Source organism: Kiloniella majae, from assembly GCF_002118315.1.
GTDB lineage: Bacteria > Pseudomonadota > Alphaproteobacteria > Kiloniellales > Kiloniellaceae > Kiloniella > Kiloniella majae.
The window spans coordinates 53,874-76,373 of record NZ_MTSZ01000011.1 but is presented as its reverse complement, the minus strand read 5'-3'; the positions used below and the strand labels follow the sequence as shown (position 1 = coordinate 76,373).

At 46.8% G+C, this 22,500-nt stretch carries 19 protein-coding genes; 7 read left to right on the top strand and 12 right to left on the bottom strand.

What is annotated here, in order from left to right:
- Positions 1–19: 19 nt before the first annotated feature.
- Positions 20–979, bottom strand: coding sequence for a YHYH protein (locus tag BKB51_RS19855; protein WP_198946817.1), 960 nt, complete (start codon positions 977–979; stop codon positions 20–22).
- Between the two features lie 299 nt (positions 980–1,278).
- Between BKB51_RS19855 and scpA the strand changes: the two genes are divergently transcribed.
- From scpA to rpmB, 5 genes are all read left to right on the top strand, one after another.
- Complete coding sequence (gene scpA / locus BKB51_RS19850) at positions 1,279–3,423, top strand: methylmalonyl-CoA mutase (protein ID WP_085902862.1); 2,145 nt, start codon at positions 1,279–1,281, stop codon at positions 3,421–3,423.
- Between the two features lie 121 nt (positions 3,424–3,544).
- Positions 3,545–5,908, top strand: a complete 2,364-nt coding sequence (locus tag BKB51_RS19845; protein ID WP_085902861.1) for a hypothetical protein — start codon at positions 3,545–3,547, stop codon at positions 5,906–5,908.
- Between the two features lie 6 nt (positions 5,909–5,914).
- Complete coding sequence (locus BKB51_RS19840; RefSeq protein WP_085902860.1) at positions 5,915–7,774, top strand: ABCB family ABC transporter ATP-binding protein/permease; 1,860 nt, start codon at positions 5,915–5,917, stop codon at positions 7,772–7,774.
- Between the two features lie 13 nt (positions 7,775–7,787).
- The gene (meaB, locus tag BKB51_RS19835) at positions 7,788–8,777 is read left to right on the top strand and encodes a methylmalonyl Co-A mutase-associated GTPase MeaB (protein WP_085902859.1); all 990 of its coding nucleotides are present in this window, start codon (positions 7,788–7,790) and stop codon (positions 8,775–8,777) included.
- Between the two features lie 169 nt (positions 8,778–8,946).
- Positions 8,947–9,243, top strand: coding sequence for a 50S ribosomal protein L28 (rpmB, locus tag BKB51_RS19830; RefSeq protein ID WP_085902858.1), 297 nt, complete (start codon positions 8,947–8,949; stop codon positions 9,241–9,243).
- Here the strand turns inward: rpmB and BKB51_RS19825 are convergent.
- From BKB51_RS19825 to BKB51_RS19775, 11 genes are all read right to left on the bottom strand, one after another.
- Positions 9,210–10,334: an esterase-like activity of phytase family protein gene (locus BKB51_RS19825; protein ID WP_085902857.1), complete on the bottom strand. Its 1,125-nt coding sequence runs from the start codon at positions 10,332–10,334 to the stop codon at positions 9,210–9,212. The two genes, rpmB and BKB51_RS19825, sit on opposite strands and share 34 nt — an antisense overlap.
- Positions 10,335–10,506: 172 nt before the next feature.
- On the bottom strand, positions 10,507–11,298 hold the full coding sequence (locus tag BKB51_RS19820; protein ID WP_158090293.1) for a heme ABC transporter ATP-binding protein: 792 nt from the start codon (positions 11,296–11,298) through the stop codon (positions 10,507–10,509).
- The gene (locus tag BKB51_RS19815) at positions 11,295–12,380 is read right to left on the bottom strand and encodes a FecCD family ABC transporter permease (protein ID WP_085902855.1); all 1,086 of its coding nucleotides are present in this window, start codon (positions 12,378–12,380) and stop codon (positions 11,295–11,297) included. Before BKB51_RS19815 ends, BKB51_RS19820 begins: the two co-directional genes overlap by 4 nt.
- Before the next feature lie 7 nt (positions 12,381–12,387).
- On the bottom strand, positions 12,388–13,287 hold the full coding sequence (locus BKB51_RS19810; protein WP_085902854.1) for a heme/hemin ABC transporter substrate-binding protein: 900 nt from the start codon (positions 13,285–13,287) through the stop codon (positions 12,388–12,390).
- Between the two features lie 19 nt (positions 13,288–13,306).
- Positions 13,307–14,383, bottom strand: coding sequence for a hemin-degrading factor (locus BKB51_RS19805; RefSeq protein ID WP_218044101.1), 1,077 nt, complete (start codon positions 14,381–14,383; stop codon positions 13,307–13,309).
- Positions 14,384–14,409: 26 nt separating this feature from the next.
- Positions 14,410–15,462, bottom strand: coding sequence for a TonB family protein (locus BKB51_RS19800; RefSeq protein ID WP_158090292.1), 1,053 nt, complete (start codon positions 15,460–15,462; stop codon positions 14,410–14,412).
- A gap of 27 nt (positions 15,463–15,489) precedes the next feature.
- Positions 15,490–17,541, bottom strand: coding sequence for a TonB-dependent hemoglobin/transferrin/lactoferrin family receptor (locus BKB51_RS19795; RefSeq protein WP_085902851.1), 2,052 nt, complete (start codon positions 17,539–17,541; stop codon positions 15,490–15,492).
- A 131-nt stretch (positions 17,542–17,672) separates the two neighbouring features.
- Positions 17,673–17,855 carry a hemin uptake protein HemP gene (hemP, locus tag BKB51_RS19790; protein ID WP_245629507.1) on the bottom strand — a complete coding sequence of 61 codons (183 nt, stop codon included), beginning with the start codon at positions 17,853–17,855 and terminating at the stop codon, positions 17,673–17,675.
- 156 nt (positions 17,856–18,011) lie between these two features.
- Positions 18,012–19,862, bottom strand: coding sequence for a cobaltochelatase subunit CobT (gene cobT / locus BKB51_RS19785; RefSeq protein ID WP_085902850.1), 1,851 nt, complete (start codon positions 19,860–19,862; stop codon positions 18,012–18,014).
- Between the two features lie 31 nt (positions 19,863–19,893).
- Entirely contained in the window at positions 19,894–20,889 is a 996-nt protein-coding gene (gene cobS / locus BKB51_RS19780; protein WP_085902849.1) for a cobaltochelatase subunit CobS, read from the bottom strand.
- 49 nt (positions 20,890–20,938) lie between these two features.
- A complete protein-coding gene (locus BKB51_RS19775) occupies positions 20,939–21,544 on the bottom strand; it encodes a J domain-containing protein (RefSeq protein ID WP_085902848.1) in 606 nt (201 codons plus the stop codon).
- A 273-nt stretch (positions 21,545–21,817) separates the two neighbouring features.
- Between BKB51_RS19775 and BKB51_RS19770 the strand changes: the two genes are divergently transcribed.
- On the top strand, positions 21,818–22,111 hold the full coding sequence (locus BKB51_RS19770; RefSeq protein WP_085902847.1) for a BolA family protein: 294 nt from the start codon (positions 21,818–21,820) through the stop codon (positions 22,109–22,111).
- Positions 22,112–22,471, top strand: a complete 360-nt coding sequence (locus BKB51_RS19765) for a ribbon-helix-helix domain-containing protein (RefSeq protein WP_198946815.1) — start codon at positions 22,112–22,114, stop codon at positions 22,469–22,471.
- Positions 22,472–22,500 lie beyond the last annotated feature (29 nt).

Genomic DNA, 22,500 nt, shown 5'->3' with positions numbered 1-22,500 from the left:
GACAACGGTCTTTTGCCATTTAAGGTCGGGGCGGTTTCCGGCCCGGCTTAGGTCTTAGATGATTTTTGGGACGTTGATCACGAGAGCCTCCACCTCTTCTTTTTTGGAAGCTTTCATCCGGGGTACCTTTAAATTTACGCGGGATAAAGGGGTATTCACTGGTCAGGAAATAAGCATAGATGCCCTCGGGATATTCTGGTGTAACACAAAAGCGTCCATTGCATTCGTCTAAATCTCCCGAGCCTTGTTGATATTCATAATCTTGAACAAAGCTGCCATCGTGCTGGCCTCCGGGGCCTCCATGTCGAGTACCGAATTTAAGCTTGTAACTGGATGCTAGTGGGATAATCGCACTCTGTGTTTGCTCCGGGTTTCTGTGTCCATAGAGGACATATATGGGAAAGCCATCGGCGGCGTACCCTATGAGTGATGAGTGCTGATTGTCTGACCAGTTTCGTATTAGGCCAGTTGGTAAACCATGATAGTGATAGGCGCCATTGGGCTGAACATGCGCATTGTTTTTATCCAGTCCCAAGTCTATTTTCCCGGACATTGCTTCGTAGCGCCATCCTGAGTTTCGGTCGCGGCGCCAAAATTCATTGGCAGCGGGATCAAAAGGAACCCCATTTATTGCGACACCAAAACTGCTGAATTCAACATCTGTTATGCGTGAAGCTTCCTTTGGCAGCAAAGGAACCCGGAATTTGTGACTTTGCGATTGAATGGCATTGGGGTTTCTGCGGTTTGGAAAATTACCTGTGCGATGATCAGGGATGCCATTTGCTGAAATGTAGCGGTATGGACCCCTTGTACTAATCTGGACCTGATTATGCACAGCCCAAGCATTTTGTGTGCTTATACCTATGAAACCCGTTGCGGGTAGAACACCCATCATGATCATAAAGCGACGACGTTCCAGTCTATGTGAATCAGACGCCTCGGGATTGGAGCTATTTAGGGAATTGGGATCATTTTGCATTTACTTCATTCCTTGGGTTCTGGTCCCGTAGTTGTCTTTAGGTGGAAGTATAACGTTACAGCGCGTGATTTCCGTCGCAGATTTTTTGTAAAAAACTTCACATCTGCAATTTTGCTGGATTGGCTCTGCTTTATTAGGCTTTTCACAGGGCATAGACTTGTTGTGAAAAAGCTGGTTATATTGCGCTGCAATAAAAAGTCTGTTTTAGGAATATCTGTCAGCGGGATAGATGTTTTAAGACAAAACAATGATAAAAATAAAAGCCGGGGCGAGATCCTGAAAGCTAGGAGGGGCGTTAAATGTCTGATTTTCCCAAAAAAACAATCGCGGACTGGGAAGGGCTTGTTGAAAAAGAACTTCGTGGGAAGAAAAGCGATAGCCTGAATTGGGAAACTCCCGAAGGTATTGTGGTAAAGCCGATCTATACGGAAGAAGATCTTGAAGGTCTGGATACCATGGGAACCTTGCCGGGCTTTGCCCCCTTCTTGCGTGGTCCACGCGGAAGCATGTATGCAGCGCGCCCCTGGACTGTACGTCAGTACGCAGGTTTTTCCACGGCTGAAGAGTCTAATGCTTTTTATCGCAGAAACCTTGCCGCAGGACAAAAGGGGCTTTCTGTTGCTTTCGATTTGGCAACGCACAGAGGATATGATTCTGATCATCCCCGTGTTGTTGGTGACGTTGGTAAAGCGGGTGTCGCGATTGATTCTGTCGAGGATATGAAAATTCTTTTCGACGGTATTCCCTTGGATCAAATGTCTGTTTCCATGACAATGAACGGTGCCGTGTTGCCGGTGTTGGCTGGCTATATTGTTGCCGCTGAAGAACAGGGGGTTAAGCCGGAACAGCTTTCGGGAACCATTCAGAATGATGTTCTCAAAGAATTTATGGTCAGAAATACCTATATTTTCCCACCAACGCCTTCGATGCGTATTGTGTCCGATATTATCGGCTACACAGCCAAGAATATGCCGCGCTTTAACTCAATTTCTATTTCCGGCTATCACATGCAGGAAGCAGGTTCTACCTGTGTGCAAGAGCTTGCTTTTACGATTGCTGATGGCTTGGAGTATGTACGCACCGCGATGTCAAAAGGCCTGGACGTAGATGCTTTTGCGCCACGGCTTAGTTTCTTCTTTGCTATTGGCATGAACTTTTTTATGGAAGCCTCAAAGCTTCGGGCCGCACGTTTTCTGTGGTCGCATTACATGAAAAAGATGTTTGATCCAAAAGATACAAAATCCCTGATGCTTCGAACTCACTGCCAAACGTCTGGTGTCTCTTTGACCGAGCAGGATCCTTATAACAATGTTATCAGGACAACGGTCGAAGCCATGGCCGCTGCTTTGGGCGGGACGCAGTCCCTTCATACGAATGCTTTGGACGAGGCAGTGGCATTGCCAACGGATTTTTCTGCCCGAATAGCGCGCAATACACAGCTGATCTTGCAAGAAGAAACGGGCATTACAAAGGTCGTTGATCCCCTTGCCGGAAGTTATTATGTCGAAAGTCTGACCGCGAGCCTGATTGAAGAAGCCCGGAAAATTATCGAAGAAGTAGAAGAAATGGGTGGAATGACCAAGGCGGTTGAATCCGGTATGCCCAAGCTTAAAATTGAAGAGTCGGCGGCAAAGAAGCAGGCGCGTATTGATCGCGGTGAAGAGACCGTGGTTGGCGTTAATAAATATCGTCTCGAAAAAGAAGACGATATCGAAATCCTTGATATTGATAATACGGCTGTTCGGGAACAGCAGATTGAACGCTTGAATGAGATTCGCAAGACACGTGATAGTAAAGCCTGTGAAGAAGCTCTTGCTGCGTTAACCAAGGCGGCTCAAGACGAGTCAGGTAATTTGCTTGATCTTGCTGTTCAGGCGACGCGGTTACGCGCTACGGTTGGCGAGATTTCGGATGCATTGGAAAAGGTGTATGGTCGTCACCGTGCTGTAAACAGGAGTATTTCTGGCGTGTATGGATCTGCGTATGATGGTGATGATGATTTCGCTCGTATTCAGGGAGAAGTCGACGCTTTTGCTGAACAAGAAGGTCGCCGCCCGAGAATGCTTGTGGTGAAGTTAGGACAGGACGGCCATGATCGCGGTGCAAAAGTCATTGCGACTGCCTTTGCGGATATTGGCTTTGATGTTGATGTCGGGCCGCTTTTCCAAACACCGGAAGAAGGTGCACAGCAAGCGATTGAAAATGATGTTCATGTTGTTGGCATTTCGACACAGGCCGCCGGTCACAAGACGCTGGTGCCGCAATTGATCGCAGAACTCAAGCGTCAGAAGGCGGATGATGTTCTTGTTATTTGTGGCGGCGTTATCCCGGCACAAGATTATGATGCTCTGAAACAGGCAGGCGTTTCTGCGGTTTATGGGCCGGGGAGTAATATCCCCTTGGCGGCACAGGAAATAATCGGCTTACTGAACAAAAGAGGCTGATTACTAAAAAAAATGTCCAAGAAGGCCCTGATCTTAATGGTCTTTCTTGGACTATAGGACTTTCCTGCCGTATTATCTCTCTCAGGCGATCGTAAATCGTGATTAAACAGGGAGTGAGGGGATGTCAGGTCATACCTGGATCACAAGAACTTTGGCGCTGTTCGGGGTGGCAGCATCAGGGGCATGGCTGTGGGTTTGTTATCAATATTTTAAAAACCAGGTCGGCCTGGATGTGATTGAAAGCATGGTGCCTCAGGAACAGGGGCAGGTCCTTGCGGGCATAACTCTGCCACTTGTTCTTTTGTGGGCCATACTGCTGTTTGTCCTCAGAGGTGCAGCACTTTCCAATGAAACGCAAAAGCTTCTGGCGAAGCTGGATAAGCTCACCTATCCCGATGATGAAGAGAATACCCGCGTCAAAGATATCACGCGTCAGCTACAGGAACAGGCCGAAAGCCTGAATAGCGCGTCGGGTGAAGTTGAAAAACGTCTGACCGGCCTGATTAATGCCTTTAAAGAGCAAACAAAACAGCTTACTGGTGCTGCTATTCGGGCCTCTTCTCAAACAGAACAGATTCAGGAAACGCTGGTCACACAGCAAAGTTCACTCGAAGACGTCCATAATTCAATCCATTCCAGCCTTGAAAATGCACGTGAAGCGGTCAAGGAGCAGGTCACTGCCCTCGAAAGTTCTGGGGTGCGAAGCGAGGTTATGGCTGAAACGATCAGCAAGACATTACGTGACTCTGTTGATGTTCTCGACGAGGCCGTTGAACGCACAGTCGGCCGAACCGAAGATGCCAGTGAAATGTTAAAGCAACAGGCCGAAGACATGGCTGCCGCGGGCACGACTGCGGAAGTTTGCAGTGAAACCATGCGCGAAAGCCTGAAACAGGATCTCGAAACCCTGAAGCTTGTTCAGGATACAATTGATGCTGAGGGTGAAAAGTTCAAAGGTTTGATTAAAGATCGTATCGGGGATGTTGAGCAGTTACTGGAAGGAGCAGGGGCTAAAGTTTCCGAACTTGGTGAAAGATTGTCTGGCGAGAATCAGGCGATGGAACAGCTGGCGGCTGAGATTGGCTACAAAGCGGTCTCCCTTTCTGATGCTATGCGGAAAGATGCGGAAGAGGTTCGAGAGCTTTTTGCTGACGTTGCCTTGCGTGCAGGAGAAATGAACGAGCGTTTCAGAGTACAGGCCGGTGAACTTGACAAGAGCGGCAGGGAAGTTGCTGACAACCTGACGCTGGTCACCAAGGATTTAGGCGAAGCCGTTTCGTTGGCTGGCCGAGAAGAAGCATCCCGATTGACCGAGGCAACGGCGCAAGCACAAGATACCTTGGTCGCAGCGGCGGAAAAAATACGACCGGGAATTGATAGCCTGGAAGAATCATCTGAACGTTTGAGTGACCTTGCTGATGTTGTTATGGGCGGATTGAGTGAACACACCCGTGAAATTGGACAAGTTAGCAAAAGCGCGCAGGAGAATGTTGAAGAGGCATCTAAAACACTTAAGGATCAGACAAGGCTTATGGAGCTAGCCGCTGATAAGGCTGTGCGTCATACCACGGAAGTAGCCAAGGTGTTCCAGCTTCAGACACTGGCGCTTGCTGATGGATCAAGTGCTGCTAATCAGGCCGTGCAGGATCTTCGTCACGGTGTTCATGAAGAACTGGACGCTTTCAAAACACTTTCAGATGATTTTAGCACTCTTTTAGAAGATGTTCGTACGTCGCTGGATGCCCGTACCGAAGCATTGAGCAAGGCATCAGACGAATCTCGTCAAACAGCAGATACCTTGAAGGATCATGTGGATCAGCAAAGAGAGAAGCTTGCCACCTTGGCAGAAGAATCCCTGAAACAGGTTGAGGATATTGGTGTCCGTGCAGAAAAGGCAGCATCCAATTTGAAAGGTTCGGCGGATGGTGCCCTTGAAAGTGCGGAAAAACTGAGTGAGACGTTCACGCAAGATAGTAACAAGGTCACGGAGCTACATGGTAAGGTCTCGTCTCTTGCAGATGCCTTTGGGCAACAGGCACGTGATTTGGCGCATGCTTCAGAAGAAGCGACACGTCAGGCCCTCAAACTAAGGGAAGACCGTTCGGTGAATAAGCGGGATGCTTTCTTGCGTGGTGCAACAATCCTTATTGATGATCTCAATTCTTCAGCCATTGATTTGAATAAAATTTTGGACGAGGACTTGCCTGAAGAATATTGGAAACGATATCACAAGGGGGACCGTTCTATCTTTGCCCGGTCCATTTTAAAGAAAAAAGATCTTTACGATACACGTGAAGTTAAACGTTATTTTGAGACAAATCAGACCTTCAGAAATCAGGTGAATCGCTATCTGGATCAATTTGATAACCTGATGTCTCAGGCCCGTGAATGCGATAGCGAAGACGTTCTATCTGCAACATTTATGACTGCAGATGTTGGAAAGCTCTATGTCTTGCTGGCACGTTCTATTGGCCGTATGGAGTGATGATATATGCGCCGGATGCGTGAAGATGTTCCTCAGTCAGAGGGCGAGAACAGCCAGCTGGATACCCTGAAAACACTGTTACCCTATTTCTGGCCAGAAGGTCGCTTTGATCTTAAGGCCCGGATTATCTTTTGTTTTGCGCTTCTGATTTTTGCAAAGCTTACGAATGTGTCCGTGCCTTATATTCTCAGGGGGGCGGTCGATGCGTTGAGTATAGATGATCCGACGTTACTCGTTGTCCCGCTTGGCCTTTTGATTGCTTATGGTACGGCCAGGGTTGGGGCAATTGCTTTTGATAATATTCGTGAAGGTCTGTTTGCCAAGGTTGTGCAGAATGCCATTCGAAGTGTGGCGCTGGTTACCTTCCGACATTTGCATTCACTTTCCCTGCGGTTTCATATCGAACGGAGAACTGGCGGTGTAACCCGTGCCATTGATCGGGGAACCAAGGGGATTGAGTTTATGCTCACCTTCTTGATGTTCAATGTTATCCCGACGCTTATTGAAATCACGGTTGTCTGTATTTTGCTCTGGTTTTTGTTCGACTGGCGCTTTGCTGTTGTTCCGCTGGTGACAATCCTGGCCTATATTTTCCTGACGCTCCGCATCACGGAATGGCGCATTACATTGCGTCGCGATATGAATGCGGCTGATAATGATGCAAATACCAAAGCTGTGGATAGTTTATTAAACTTTGAAACAGTTAAGTATTTTGGCAATGAAGAGCATGAAACCAAACGTTATGATCGCGGTCTTGCTGCTTATGAACACGCGGCTATTCGCAGCCGAACAAGCCTTTCCAGCCTAAATATTGTCCAGTCCGGCGTTATTTCGCTTGGGGCCAGTTTGATGATGATCATGTCAGCCTATGGCGTAGTGGATGGTGCAATGACCGTGGGTGATTTTGTCATGGTTAATGCTTATTTGTTACAGCTTGCAATGCCGTTGAATTTTCTGGGGTTTGTCTATCGGGAAATTCGTCAGGCGCTTATTGACATGCACACCATGTTCGAATTGCTCCACAAAGATCTTGAAATCAAAGATGAGCCGGATGCAAATGATCTGACCGTTAGCGGTGCTGAAATTCAGTTTAAAAATTGCCAATTTGGGTACGATGAGCGGCGGCCTATCCTAAAAGGTGTCAGCTTTACAGTTCCTGCTGGTAAAAAGCTGGCCATTGTGGGCTCTAGTGGTGCAGGTAAGTCCACAATCAGCCGTCTGCTCTTCCGGTTTTACGATCTGGATGCCGGTGAGGTTCTGATTGATGGACAGAATATCGCCAAGGTGAAACAGGGGTCTCTTCGCCAGGCGATTGGTATAGTGCCTCAAGATACTGTGCTATTTAACGACACTATCCTTTACAACATCGCCTATGGACGACCGGACGCTTCGCGTGAAGAGGTAGAATCTGCTGCAAAACTCGCCAAAATTCATGACTTTGTTCTGTCATTACCGGATGGGTATGATTCTGTCGTGGGAGAACGTGGCTTGAAATTGTCGGGCGGAGAAAAACAGCGTGTTGCCATCGCCAGAACGGTCCTTAAAAATCCGGCAATCATGTTGTTTGACGAGGCAACGTCTGCGCTGGATAGCCGTACGGAGCAGGAAATTCAGGCCAGTCTCAATGATGTATCCAAAGACAGAACGACGTTGGTTATTGCCCACCGTCTTTCTACCGTTGTGGATGCCGATGAAATTATTGTCTTGGAACAAGGTCGGATTGAAGAACGCGGTACGCATAGTGAACTGCTTGAAAAAGAAGGACACTATGCTGAAATGTGGCGCCGTCAGTTGGAAGTTTCCCAGAAGGTTGCCGAAGTTGAAAAGGTCGCTGGGTCAGATGATGCAGTTGGCGATATAGTGTAGGCAAAGCGGCATTATGACGAAAGATAACGATAAGATCGGGAAACTGGTTGATGGGATTGCTGATGGACAGCGGCGTGCTTTGGCACAGGCAATTACTCTTATTGAATCGACCCGTGCAGATCACCGGGAAGATGCAGATCTTTTGCTGGAAAAAATCTTACCGATGAGCGGTAAGTCTATCCGAATTGGTATTTCCGGTGTTCCTGGCGTTGGTAAATCAACCTTTATCGAAGCTTTTGGCATGCATTTAATCGATCAAGGATTTCGTGTTGCCGTTTTGGCCATTGATCCGTCATCACAGCGGACAGGTGGTTCTATCCTTGGTGACAAAACCCGGATGGAGATTTTGTCCCGGCAAGAGGCTGCTTTTATTCGGCCTTCTCCGGCCGGTGCGACGCTGGGTGGCGTTGCGCGGCGAACCCGAGAAGCAATGCTGTTGTGTGAAGCCGCGGGCTTTGATGTCATCCTTGTAGAAACAGTAGGCGTTGGCCAATCGGAAACGGCTGTTTCAGAGATGGTTGATATGTTCTTGCTCTTGTTGTTACCAAGCGGAGGTGATGAACTTCAGGGTATTAAAAAGGGGATTATGGAACTGGCGGATATGGTCGTGGTGAATAAAGCCGATGGCGATCTTGCGCCGGCAGCAAATCGTGCTGCTGCTGAATATCATGCGGCTTTGGGGTTGATGCGACCTTCTAGCCCCAATTGGAAGCCGAGGGTTAAAAAGTGCTCTGCCTTACATAATGAAGGCATTGATGAAATCTGGGCGGCGATAGAGGAATTTAGAACCAAGCTCTGGGATAGTAATGAGATACCGGATAAGAGGGTGAAACAGGCTGTCTCATGGATGTGGAGTGAGATTAAAGAATCTCTTGTTCTCGCGTTTAGGGATAAACCAGAGATTGATAAGGCACTCAAAAAGGTGGAATCCGATGTGATTTCCGGTAAGATTGCACCTGCTACAGCAGCGAGAAAGCTGCTGAATATCTTTCTCAAGGCCTGAGACAGGGTAATAGAACACTGTAAACGTGGTGTTTTTACAGATTCGTTACGAATCTTTGAATGAATCGTGCTTTTATCTTGACCCTTGAGCCTCTGTGTCCTAAAACTCGCGCCGAGCCGACGTATCGGCATTAGATTTTTATTTTCATCGAGTTTACGGGATTAAAACCATGGCACGCCGTTGTGACTTTACCGGCAAAGAGGTACAGACTGGCAACAATGTGAGCCACGCTAAGAATAGAACACGGCGTCGCTTCTTGCCAAATCTTCAAAAGACTTCGATGTTGAGCGATGCTCTAGGTCAGACTGTTCAGTTCCGTCTGAGCACTGCAGCTATCCGCACCATCGAAAAGCGTGGTGGTCTTGACGCATTCTTGCTGTCAACATCATCTGAAAAACTGGGCAAAAAAGCTCGGGAAATGAAAAAGCGCGTTCAGAAAGCTTTGGTTTCCAAAGCTGCTGAATAAGCAGTCTTATTCTTAGAACAGCCCGCTGTGCTTTGGCCAGCGGGCTTTCTTTGTTTCTGTAATTCGAACATCAGCAATAATGTATCCTGTGCAAAGCTAAGATTATCGTCTGACAAGAGGTAGATCAAAGTTTCGCCCTTAGCGCCAACCCGGCTACTGATGCCTTCCATGTTGTCGATGGACTGTGTACCTTCAAATGTCGCAAGTATATCTCCCCGCATCACGTAGCTTGGCATGGATAAAGCAGTTTGAATTTCTGATGCAGGAAAGAATCTCAGGCTGGTTTTGAAGCCGCCTAAGAAAGAAAATTCCCTCTCCAGTAACAATAAATCACCCTGGGGTGTATTGCTTAAGCCTGTGGGGAGGTAGTTATTATTGGATTCCAGATATAGTTTGTCCCAATTGTTCTCGTGCCATAGATAGGCTTCAATAACATTCTCTTGTGTTGATGTTGAGATTGTCGTTCGTTCAGGGATAGCCAGAAGGCAATCCCCGGCTAACCATGTAAGAGCTTCAACGCCCCGGTTGTTAGACGCAATATCTGTGAACTCGCGGGGAAGGGAAATCGAAGCCGTTGTGGTGGTTAAGGGGGCTGAGTATTCGAGAATACGATGGTCGCGCTCAAAGCTGACATAAATTGCCCCGTTGTCTGCCAGAGCAATTGATTCGCTGTCCCTATCTTTTTTCCGAATTAGGCTTTGGCCTTGCGGTCCTCTCATTGTGGAGAGAACACCGTTGGTGAGGGATAGAAGATTGCCATTCAAATCGTAATTTAAACGCCCGGTGAACCAAAGGCCCTTGTCTCCAACAGCTAAGAGTGAGCGCCCATCTGATGAAACCTCTAACCCTGATAGGCCGCCGAAGCGTTTATGGGGGGAGCTGATTTTGATGCCCCCACGCCAATGGAGTGATGGTGTTTCTTTCATCTCTGTTGTTCGAGCGGCTAACTGTTGGTTTGGTACAGGGATGGCTTTGATTGTGAGGGAGATCTTAGCGGCTTCTATGACGTCCAGGTTCCTATCCAGATAAGCCGTATACCCCAGCAAACTCAAAGTGATGACAGCTATGATAAATAGAGCTTTGATAATCATGTCAGTCTCAGCGCGCCCTTTCTTCGTTTCATGAGAATTATTAAATATTCTTTATGAACTTAGGGTGAAGAGGCTGTGACTTTTGTAAGGCAAATCTTTCAGACTATGTTGGGTATTTCTACTTAGATCTGGATGCGCTTATGCGAAAGTACTTTATTGTGGTTTAAATCTCTTAAATTGAAGAAAGGAACACGGGTGTTGAAGACGCTCTATCTATGGATTTTGATATGTTGCAACTGAAAATATCAGATAGAATCTCTGGTTCCATGACTTCAAGCGTTGGGCCGTTGGATACTAACGTGCCGTTCGAAATAATTGCGATGGAATCGCAATATTGTGCCGCTTGATTGAGGTCGTGAAGAATGGCTAAGCCGGCTGTATTGCGCTCCTTACACTGTTTCCTTGCTGCGGCTAGAACAGCATGTTGATGTGCGATATCCAACCCTGCAGTCGGTTCATCCAGTAACAGAAATTTTGTTTCTGTATCGCCTGTTAATCCGATGCTCTGAGTTAAGGCTCTGGCGAGTTGAACGCGCTGTTTTTCACCGCCCGATAAAACGGGATAGAGACGATCAGCTAGGTGTTTTATATCGGCAAGGTTCATGGCTTTTTCTACCGCGAGCCTGTTGATAAAAGGTGAGCATAACTTTTCGTAAGGCCATCGCCCCATGCTTACCACATCACGTGCAGAAAAAGGAAAAGCCAACTGTGATGCTTGTGGCATAACGGCACGCCGTTTGGCGAGCTCAATACTTGCCCATTTCTGAAGAGGAATATCATCAAGGGTAATCGTGCCATTAGTTGGTGCAAGATCTCCTGATAATACTTTGAGTAAAGTTGATTTTCCGGCGCCGTTAGGCCCCAAGACTCCTAAGAGTTTTCCCGGGGTCAATTCAAGAGAAACGTTCTGTAATAATTTGGCTGAACTGATCTCTATATCTATTGCGGTGGCTTTGAGAGTCACATGCGCCTCTTTTTGAATTCGCGGAAGAGCAGGATGAAGAAGAAGGGCCCGCCAATAAAACTTGTGACCAGTCCAATCGGAAGCTCGGCAGGTAATACAATTATACGGGCAATAGTATCGGCAATAACAATCAGGTTGGCCCCAATCAATGCCGCTGCTGGTAAAACAAAGCGGTTATCAGCACCACCAATCAAGCGAGATAGATGCGGGGCTATAAGGCCAATAAAACCAATCATCCCTGCTGCAGCAACTGCAGCCCCCGTGGCACAGGCAGCAGCAACTGCGGCTTGTTGCTTTATGCGCTCTGTTGGAATGCCGAGATGATGAGCTTCAGCTTCTCCCAGAAGAAAGAGATTGAGAGGACTGGAAAGTTTTAACAGAAAGAGAGAAGCTACAATCATGATGGAAATAGACGGCCAGGCTGTCTGCCCTGCACCAGCAAGACTTCCCATAGACCAAAAGGTTAGAGATCTGAGTTCTGTATCATCAGCTAAGTAGGTCAATAGGCCGATGAAGGATCCAACAATTGCATTCACCGCAATGCCCATTAACACCATCATGGCAACATCCGTGAGGCCGCCACGTCTGGATAGCTGGTAAATTAATGCTGTGGTTAGCAAGCTTCCGATAAAGGCGGCAATGGGCAGGGCAAAATTGCGGGTCAGTTCTAAAAATGCAGCAAAGAATGTATCGCCTAACACGATAATGGAAACCACAGCTAATGCAGCGCCGGAGGAAACTCCGATTAGGCCGGGATCAGCCAAAGGATTTCTGAACAGGCTTTGTAAAACGGCACCGGAAAGGCCCAAGGACGCCCCGATAACAAGTCCGAGAACAATTCGGGGAAGACGAATTGATTCGATGACCAATACTTGGTGCAATTCCAATTTACTTTCGCTCAGGCCGATATAGGCAGCAAAGTGTTCAATGTTTGATAGCGGGGAAATAGCAACACCGCCAATACCTAGAGATATAATTGAGGACAGGATAAGAAGTAGAAAGAGCCCTCCTAAAATGTAGTAGGGCTTTTTAAGGCTTGTTTGCTGTCGCCGTATTGGTGCTGCTGTCAGAGTTTGGGCCATTGTTCATTCACAGCTTTTGTTTGTTGATCTGGGAAGACAGGGCCTCTACAGCATCTATGGTTCTTGGTCCCAGCCCAAAAAGAAGCGTGCCATCCAGTGTGACGATGCGGCCATTCTTTACTGCAGACAGCTTTCCCAGAAGAGGATCTTTCAGGAGAGATTCAACACCACCGCCAATGTCGAGAGATCTCTTTGACATTAGAATATAATCGGGGTTGTTGCCAAGAATGTACTCGCTGGCCAATGGTTTGAAACTCTGTAGATCAGCAGCGATGTTTTTTGCACCGGCATAGGTGATGATTGTATCAATGGCGGTGTTTCCCCCTGCAGTCATGGGACCACCATGTCCTGTATTGAGGAGGAAAAGAACAGAGGGTTTTTCCGGTAGATCTTTGACCTGCGTATATTGTTTCTGAAGTTGCGTTGATATAGTTGTGCTGAGTGATTTACCAAGGAATTGTTTATTGGTTTGAGCAGCTATCAGATCAATGCCTGTAACAATCGATGCGGTGTTGATCAGTTCCGGTATTTCGACAACTTTGATGCCGGCGGCCTGAATGGTTTCCAATACATGTGAAGGGCCGGACCCTTCCAAAGCAAGGATCAAGTCAGGCTTCAGGCTCAAAAGGCCTTCGGCTGAGAGTTGTCGCATATACCCTACTTTGGGCAGGGTGAGAACTTCGGCTGGATACTTGCTTGTTGTATCTGTTGCGACAATTTTGTCTCCCGCTTCGAGAGCATAGACAATTTCGGTTACCGGACCGCCAAGTGTAATAATCCGGTTCGCATCTGCCTTTGTCTGAGTGCTGATCATAACGATCAGGAGACAAATCAGGAATGCCACTATCGTTTTATAAGACCTTGGTAGGTACGCAGGGTTAAAGGACATGGGGGTATCTTTATCCATTTTTGCTATTTTCTACCAACTATTCTGCTGCTGCTGAAACTGTTGTGTGGCGTTCAAGACTTTCGATCATATTTTGCCAGGCAGTGTTTTCTGGCTGACCCATTTCGCGTTCTCCGCATAGCAGGGCGAAACTTTCTTGTTTGTCATTGAAAATTTCGAGAGTGGTTATAATGCCGTCCTTGGTTGGTTTTCTGACGAGCCAGATTTCTGCAATATGATCTTGTCTAAGGTGCAGATTAAAACCGGGGTCAAGAATATTGATCCAAGGTCCCATCTCTTTAACTTTCTCAATATGGCCGGTGTGGATTTGTATGCACCCCTTGTTGCCAACAAAAACCATAATGGAAATGTTGTTGGCTACGGATTGTTCCAGCACGTCTTTTAAGGCAACAGGAGTAAGTTTTTCTGCGAACTCTTTGCCAATGAGCCTAAAGCTTTGGTGACGATCGCAATTATGTTTTCTCAAAAGGCCATGGAACTGGTGCACATCCTTGAGGGATGCCCATTCACTTTTCAGAGCTTCAAGATCAATGCTGTCATCTGCAGCGGGAATACTGGGAAGGTCGTAGTTTTCCAGTTGAAGCTTTGAAGATTGTTCTGTTGCCGTGTAGCTATCAATAAGCGCTTCATAAGCATCGTCATGCGAACTCTCAGTCAGATAAATTTTATGAATAGCTGTACCTTCATGATCGAAGAATTGGAGGCTTTTTCTTTCTCCCCTGCTGGTCGATGTCGTTACCGCAAAGCCAAACGCCCATTTTGTTAAAAACAATCTGAGGTCAATCTCGCGGTTAAGGACAATGCCCATAGGACCTTTTGCGCTGATTTTATCAAATAGACCGACCTTTTCATGAACAGCATGTTCATTACGGGTAATAATTTTTACTTCGCCAAGGGAACCGAGCTTTTGAATAAGCTCTCCCCAGTTAGCTTCAAGACGGATGACGTTATCACCAACACCAGCAGCAACAAGTTGCCCCTCTGTAATATTCATCGCGCGGGCAATGTCACGGGCATAACCTTTTGCTGTTCCGGCGTTTAGGTCTTTCCATGCTTCTAATGGTGTTTTGTATTTAACGGATGGAGTGGTGTGCATGATCATGCTCCTGAATTCGTAATTTGTTATCTGATAGAAAAATTAATGGGAAACTCGACCCATGAGGCGGTCGTAATGCCGCCTTGACGCGCGGGGGTGAAACGCCATTCGCGCATGGCTTTTTTTGCTGCTTTATCAAGTAATTGGTGTCCGGATGAGCGCCAAATATGAATTTCCTGAACAATGCCGCTTCGATCTATTTTTGCTCTGAGCACAACGTTGCCTTGCAACTTCTTGCGCTTCGCCCGTTGCGGATACTCTGGCGGGTGCGGTGGGCGCGAAAAAGACGGTTGTGTGAGCAGGGGCAAATCATTGTAGGTAAGCGAAGCGATTTGATTGTTGGACAATCGCTTTTGGCCCTGGCCTACCTGGTTTTGACCTTGGCGGTTCAAATAGCTGGATTGGCTCTTGGCCTTATTTTGCACCTCACCCGCTGTTGCTATATTTGCCTGTTGTATCTTGGTATGTTTTTTCGTTGGTTTTGTTATTACAGGAGCCGTTGGCAAAGGGGCTTTAGTGACTTCAGGCGGGACACTTGATTTGGGTGTGTTATCAGGCTTTGTCGGGAGATGCGGTTTTCCAGAAGTTTTTATGGGCGTTCCCTGTGCCGCAACTTTCAAAGGAGCCTTGGGCTTGGGCTTTGGTTTCGGTGGAATAACAGCTTTAACCTGTACGACTTTTGGCGGTGTGGGCGGGTTGTCCACTGCAATCTTTTCTTCTGAAGGTGTCTCTGTTTTCGGAAGAAGTTCTGTTAGAACTGATTTTTCTGGGGAAATTGTTTTGGGTTGGCGTTCGATCTCTGTAATCGGTTGTGGCTGTTCAGTGCTATTTGTAACTGGCACGCCCAACTTTGTATCAGGAACTATAGCGGGATGGAGTGTTGCTCTTTGTTCTATTGGAGAGGATGAAGGATTTTGAAAGCTAACTGTCGCCAAAGAAACAGAGCGTTGATCGTTTGAGTTTATCGCCAAATTCCTCGATGACGTTGCCGAAGCAGGGAGCAGGATCTGTCCAGACCAAAACAGTCCTCCCAGATGCAGGGCAAGTGCAACTGTACAACTGATGGTCCACCTAATCACTGCTATCCCCTGCATGACACCCCCCCCCTAGAATTTCAAGCTTGCTGTAACTTTGAAGTTACGTCCGGGTTCATCCAGAACGGCGGCTCCGCGTCGATAATTTTTATCGAGAATGTTATCAATACCGGCATTGATTTTTAGGCCGGGGACATAATCATCGGCATCCCAGGTACTGAAGACATCAAACGTGGCGTAACCGTCTATCTCGTCGCTTCCGTTGGGCACGCGCTCCTGGTCGCGAACAGCAAGAACACGGCCACCAAGATCAAGGCCGATGTCTTGGAAATGATATCCCAGCATTAAGGCTGCCTTATCTCCCGCAATACCGGATAGCGGTTCCGAAGTATCCGAATTTTTACCACGAATTCTCGAGCCACTAAGCGACCCGTAAACGGTTGGTGTTTCATAGTGAATTTCGGCTTCGAAACCTTGTATTCTTGCTTTTGTTACATTGCTGCTTGTTGTGGTTCCACCAGCAACATCAACATCAAGTTCGATAAAATCATCTACGTTATTTCTAAAGTATGAAACTTTGGCCCGTAGTGCATCGTCGCTACGGAAAAGACCGTCATGTTTAATGTTCGCTCCAACTTCCCATGTTTTTGCCGTTTCAGGTTTTAAGTTAGGGTTTGCAACAAAGAAGTTATTTGGAATAGGTCCGCCGCCAGGAAAGTGTAATCCTGAAGCGTAGGTTTCACCTAACGAGGGAGCTCTAAAAGCTTCTGCGTAACTCACGTATGGCTGCAAGAATGGCAAGACTTGATAACTGACAGCAAAGCGGGGAGAGGTTGATGTCTCTTCTGAATCTTGTTGTCCGTCGGCTTCGAGAGAATAGGAGTCATACCTAAGACCAGCCGTTAGTTCGAGATCTTCGAAAAGGGTTAGCGTATTATCTAGGTAAACACCGTAGATGTTTCGCTCAGCATCAGGATATCCGCCAATATCTGCGCCATTACTTTCGCCCTCTTGCGTGTCGTGGAAGATCTCTCCGCCAATAGTTACGGCTAACTGAGCGTTGTCATGAAAGTCTAGATGGGATGTGTTGAAACCTTCTAAACCCAATGTTTCCAAGGTTCGTTCTTGGTGGCGCCCATCTGAAATTCTAACTTCATCAATATCTGTGACGTCGTAATAAGCTTTAATAGAGCTATCAAACCACTGATTATCAGGATTGTCGTAGCTATAATCTAAAACAAAGCTGTCTTCTTTACTTTCGCGTTCGACAATTGAAGAGGTGCTTAAGCCATCTGGTGTGGCGGGAAGATTATGATCGTCACGATATAGTCTGTATGAAAGACCTAAGCGATGGAAATCCGCAATGTCGATGCCACCTTTGATAAGGCCCGAAACCAAATCATCATCTGTATAGGCTCTTTTTTTACCATCGCCAGCATCATAGTCGTCGGTTTTCCGCCGCGTCACGCTTGCCATGAGGTCAATATTCTCTAGTGGACGAGCGTAACCTGTTATGTTGCCATGGACGCCATTATCCACTGTACTAAAGCCAGTAGAAATTTGGGCGCCGTATTTTTCGCCAGCTTCCAGAAAATCGTCCGCACTTTTTGTTTTGAAGGCAACAACGCCCCCCAAGGCTCCTGTTCCATGGATTGTTGACGCTGGTCCGCGAAGAACTTCGACCTGTTTTAGTAAAGCTGGATCAATAAACAAACCACCTTTGTGCCCAGAGTTAAAATTTTGACGAGCCCCATCGATGCGTGTGACAACCCGTTGCCCACCTAGACCACGTATCGATGGTTTTATAACGGTATTTCTTGTGCCGCCTTCTAATTCGACACTTGGCAAGTCCTTAAGAAGGTCGTGCACGGTTTCAGCTTGGCGACGTTCAATCTCTTCTTCTGTGACAATTGAGATTGAGGCCGGGCTGTCGATGGCAAGTTTTTCATCCCGCGAAGCAGTTACAGAAATCGTATCAAAGGTAAATACTGGCTGCTGATCCGTGACAGTCGTTTCCATATTGTCACTGTTCGCAGGAATATTATCTTGAGCCTTTAGGGGCGTAGATAGAAGAGTCAGAGCCGCGCTTGCAAGCAAGAGCCCTTTGTAAGAAATATATTGCACGGATCATGCACCTTATCAAAAAACCAAACCGGAGAATGTTGAAGTAACATTGCTGGCTGGCTGGCTTTGTTTGTCATTTGGACAAGGTGGCGAGCTGGCTGGCGATCTCTCTTTGCACCCGAGAGACGAGATTATTTTGTAAGTATCAGTTTGTTGTTAGAGGTAATGCGAAGACGGTAATCGCTACCTTGGTATTCAATGACAATTTCTCTGGTATTTTGCATCAAAGTTTCTGCTGAAACCCGTGGCATTTGACCAGAGCGATTGCTCGCATCATCCATGGAGTCTTGCGTATTTTTTAAGTTGTCAGGCACTATCATTAAAACCGATACTGAAAATCATTCGCAACTAATAGTTCTGTGATTGATAAGTGTCAAGTGTGTTTGCGAATGATTCTTAAAAAAATAACCCCACAAGCTTGATGTAAGCTGCGGGGTTAAAGAAACTAATCTGTGCGAGTGATGAAAGGCTTAGCGTTTCATGTTTTCCAAAGGGTTGTCGTTTCCTCTTGGACTTTCAGCAAACAATTCTGCCAGTTTTTCCATCATGATACCACCGAGTTGTTCAGCGTCACTAATCGTGACAGCACGTTTGTAGTAACGGGTAACATCGTGGCCAATACCAATGGCGAGGAGTTCAACAGGGGAGCGTTTTTCGATGAGGTCAATGGCTTCGCGTAAATGATCTTCCAGATAACTGCCGCTGTTTACGGACAGCGTTGAATCGTCAACGGGGGCACCGTCAGAAATGACCATGAGAATACGTCTGTGTTCTGTTCTGGCGAGCAAACGATTATGGGCCCACAGCAAGGCTTCCCCATCAATGTTTTCTTTCAAAATACCTTCACGCAGCATCAAGCCAAGATTTTTTCTGGCTCGACGCATCGGGGCATCAGCCTTCTTATAGATGATATGTCGAAGATCGTTCAAGCGCCCAGGACTTCCAGGCTTTCCTTGTTCAATCCAGCGTTCACGGGACTGTCCACCTTTCCACATTTTTGTGGTAAAGCCCAATATTTCGACTTTAACTCCGCAACGTTCCAGAGTTCTGGCAAGTATATCTGCGCTCATGGCTGCAATTGTAATCGGACGTCCGCGCATAGAGCCGGAATTATCAATCAAGAGCGTTACAACCGTATCTTTGAACTCGGTATCGCTTTCCTGTTTGAAGCTGAGTGAGTGTAAGGGGTTTGTCACAACGCGGGTCAGACGCGCTGTATCAAGCAAGCCTTCTTCCAGATTAAATTCCCAGTTCCGCGTTTGCTGAGCCATTAAACGTCGCTGTAGACGGTTTGCCAGTTTGGATATGACGCCCTGCAAATGAGAGAGCTGTTTATCCAGAAGTTCTCTTAACCGTGACAATTCTTCATCTTCACACAGATCCTGTGCTTCGATAATTTCGTCAAACTGGGTTGTGAAAGATGTATAGCCGTGGACAGCAGAAAAGTTGTGGTTAGGATCGAACTCTGGCTGCTGATCAGGTGAACCCGCAGATTCCTGACCTTGGCCGTCCATCTGTTGCCCGTCACTTTCACCGCCGTCATCAGGTGCCCCTTCGGCATCGCCCTGATCGCTGCTTTCAGCTTCCATTGGCGCAGATTGTTCTGAAGTCTGCTGTTGATCCTGATCTTCGGATGTATCATCCAACTGATCTTGATCTTCCTGTTCTTCTGTTTCAGATTCTTCGCTGTCCTCGACATCAAAGTCCAATTGGCCGAGTAAATTCTGTAAAGCACGCGCAAACTGTGCCTGGTCTGTGATATGCTCGCCTAGGCCATCCAGAGTCTCGAAAATTTCCTGACTGAGGTTGGGGCGCCAGATCTCAGCAATTTTGGCAGATGTTTTCTCTAGGCGTCGTCCGGTAAGGGCTTCGCGGGCTAAAACAGCCATAGCCTCGTTCAACGGAATATCATCTGAGGTAACAGCATTTCCGTATCCCAACTGATCGAGGGTATCTTCGTGAAGGGCTTCAAGGTTTTGAGCAACGCCTTCCATACGGGACATGCCAAGGGCTTCACATCTTGCCTGTTCAACTGAATCAAAGATAGCAGCGGCTTGGCTGTCAGACGGTTTTAACTTCTGATGTGTTTTTGTATCGTGATAGCGCAGGCGAAGCGATGTTGAATCTGCCCGCCCGCGAATACGCTGCACATCCTCCACTGGTAAATCTTTCGCAGGTATGGGGAGCCTGAGTTCATCACCGTTCAAGCCACGACCATTCGCCGAGAAAACGACACTGAGTTCGCTTTTCTTTGCCATAGCTTTGACTGTGGATGATGTCGCGCGTTTAAATTGTTCTAAAGGCGTTTCAGCTTTACTCATACCTGCTACTTACCGTCTTGGTCTTCGTCGCTTATGACGAAGATTTTTCACTGCCATCTACTAACTCGCGCCCAAAGCATCTTTGGAAGTATTCAGCCACGAGTGGTCGTTCCATTTCATCACACTTGTTCAAGAAGGTGAGACGGAAAGCAAAATCAATGTTATCAAAGATTTTGGCATTCTCGGCCCATGAGAGAACAGTACGTGGGCTCATAAGCGTTGAAATATCACCGTTAATAAATCCACTCCGGGTTAGATCAGCCAAAGAAACCATATTTGCGATGAGATCGCGATCTTCTTCGGTGTCATACTCAGGGTGTTTGGCCAGAACGATATTCATTTCATCTTTATGCGGAAGATAGTTCAGTGTGGAAACAATGTTCCATCTGTCCATCTGTCCCTGGTTGAGCTGTTGCGTTCCATGGTAAAGGCCTGTGGTGTCACCCAAACCAACGGTATTGGCTGTTGAAAACAGTCTGAAGGATGAATGAGGCGTGATTACACGATTTTGGTCAAGAAGGGTCAGGCGTCCCTCGACCTCAAGAATACGCTGAATGACAAACATAACGTCAGGACGACCTGCATCATACTCATCAAAAACCAAGGCAACGGGACGTTGTAAGGCCCAAGGCATTAAACCTTCGCGGAATTCGGTAACCTGTTTGCCTTCTTTCAGGACGATGGCGTCCTTACCAACAAGATCAATACGACTGATGTGGCTATCCAGATTAACGCGAATACAAGGCCAGTTCAGGCGGGATGCCACCTGTTCAATATGGGTTGATTTACCCGTTCCGTGATAGCCTTGAATCATCACGCGACGATTAAAGGCAAAACCGGCGAGCAACGCCAGTGTCGTGTCATGATCAAACTGATAAGTTGGATCTTCTACTGGAACGTATTCGTTACGTGTACTGAATGCAGGTACCTGCATATCGCTATCTATACCAAAAGCTTCGCGCGCTGAAACTGTTGTATCTGGGCCGCCCATGATCATTTCGCCATGGCCAATTACTTTAGAGGACATCGTCGCATCCATACTGCTGTTAGGGTGTTATTATTTCTCGGACGTTACACTAGGACGTCAGATCGGTTTCTTGAAGTGTTTCTTTTATAAAAATGCTGTTTTTTAGAAGGCTATAGGCCTGATTGACCTTTTTGAGCCGGTCTTCTGCTCCTTTTGCGCCACCATTGGTGTCTGGATGAAGTTCTTTTGCCAGTGCCAGATAGCGTTTTTTGATCTGTTTCAAGGATTCTATTGTGTCGAGTCCCAATATACGAAGAGCTTGTCGCTCTTCTTCGGGCATAAATTTTCGGGTTTGTTCGGACTGTTTGTCATCATATCCGGCAAACGATCGCCAGGCTTTGCCGAGGTCATCCAGCTTTTTTGCGTAGTTTTCTTTTCCAGCCCCGTTTAATGGCCAGGTTGGTTTTCCCCATACGGCATCTTGACGACGTAGTCGATCTACGTCAGTGACATCCATATCTTTGCAATAGTTCCAGGCTGTGTTGTATTCCCGAACGTGATCAAGACAAAACCAATAGTAACTGTTTAACTTTACCCTTGATTTAGGCGCCCGATACTCACCGGCATTTTCACAACCTTCGGCATCGCAGCAGTTTTTCATTTCTGCCGGATCCCATGGTGTTTGTAATGAAGCATCGTGCACTGATTTTTTCATACCCGAATTATGGTGCTTATTAGGTCCTGATACAAGTACCAGCCGAATGGAATAATTGAGGCCAAAGGCTTTGTATGCTTACATTCTGTAGGCAGATTAATGGATAGGAATGATCTTGTTTTTTGTGGATACTGAAAAATATCGGCGTGAAATTACCGTGAATTAACGTCATTTTAAGGGTAATTTTCTAAATTACATTGAAAATGTGGTGTATTGATAGGTACTATACCGTCATTATCAAGTTGATATCTATGGGTAATAGGGTGCAGTACCATGGGAATGGCAGAAACAATTGACGCGCGATTGCGGGAAGGATTATCGCCTTCTCATCTTGTGGTAACAGATGATTCGCATCATCATATTGGCCATGCAGGATATCGCGAAGGCGGGGAAAGCCACTTTTCGGTTGAAGTTGTTTCTGAAAAGTTTGCGGGTGTTAATCGGGTTAACAGACAGCGAATGGTTCATGAGTTGTTAAAAGAAGAGCTTGCATCGACAATTCACGCTTTACAAATTAAGGCCAACACTTCTGCAGAAATAAGTTCTGCGGGTAAGGATGTTTTCTGAATGGTGAAAGAAAATGATAATGTGTCATTTCTTTCGCAAAGTCGACGAGATCTCCAAAAGGAGATGAAACGACTGGCCGGAGAAAATGGATTAGTTTTGAAGAATGTAACGGTGCGCGGGCGACGTACATCTTTACGACTGGAACCTATGATGTGGCGAGGGCTCAACGAGATTTGTGAACGCGAGGGGCTTGCGTTGAACGAAGTTTGTAATCTTGTTGAGGGGCGGCGGGTTCAGTCTAGTTTAACCGCTGCGATCAGAGTTTTTACGCTCTCTTATTTCAGAACTGCGGCTCAGGAAAAAAGAGGCTGGAAACCAATACCAGCATCACAATATCCTACAATATCGAAAAATAAATAAATTTGGTTTCCTTAATCTTGGTTTCCTTG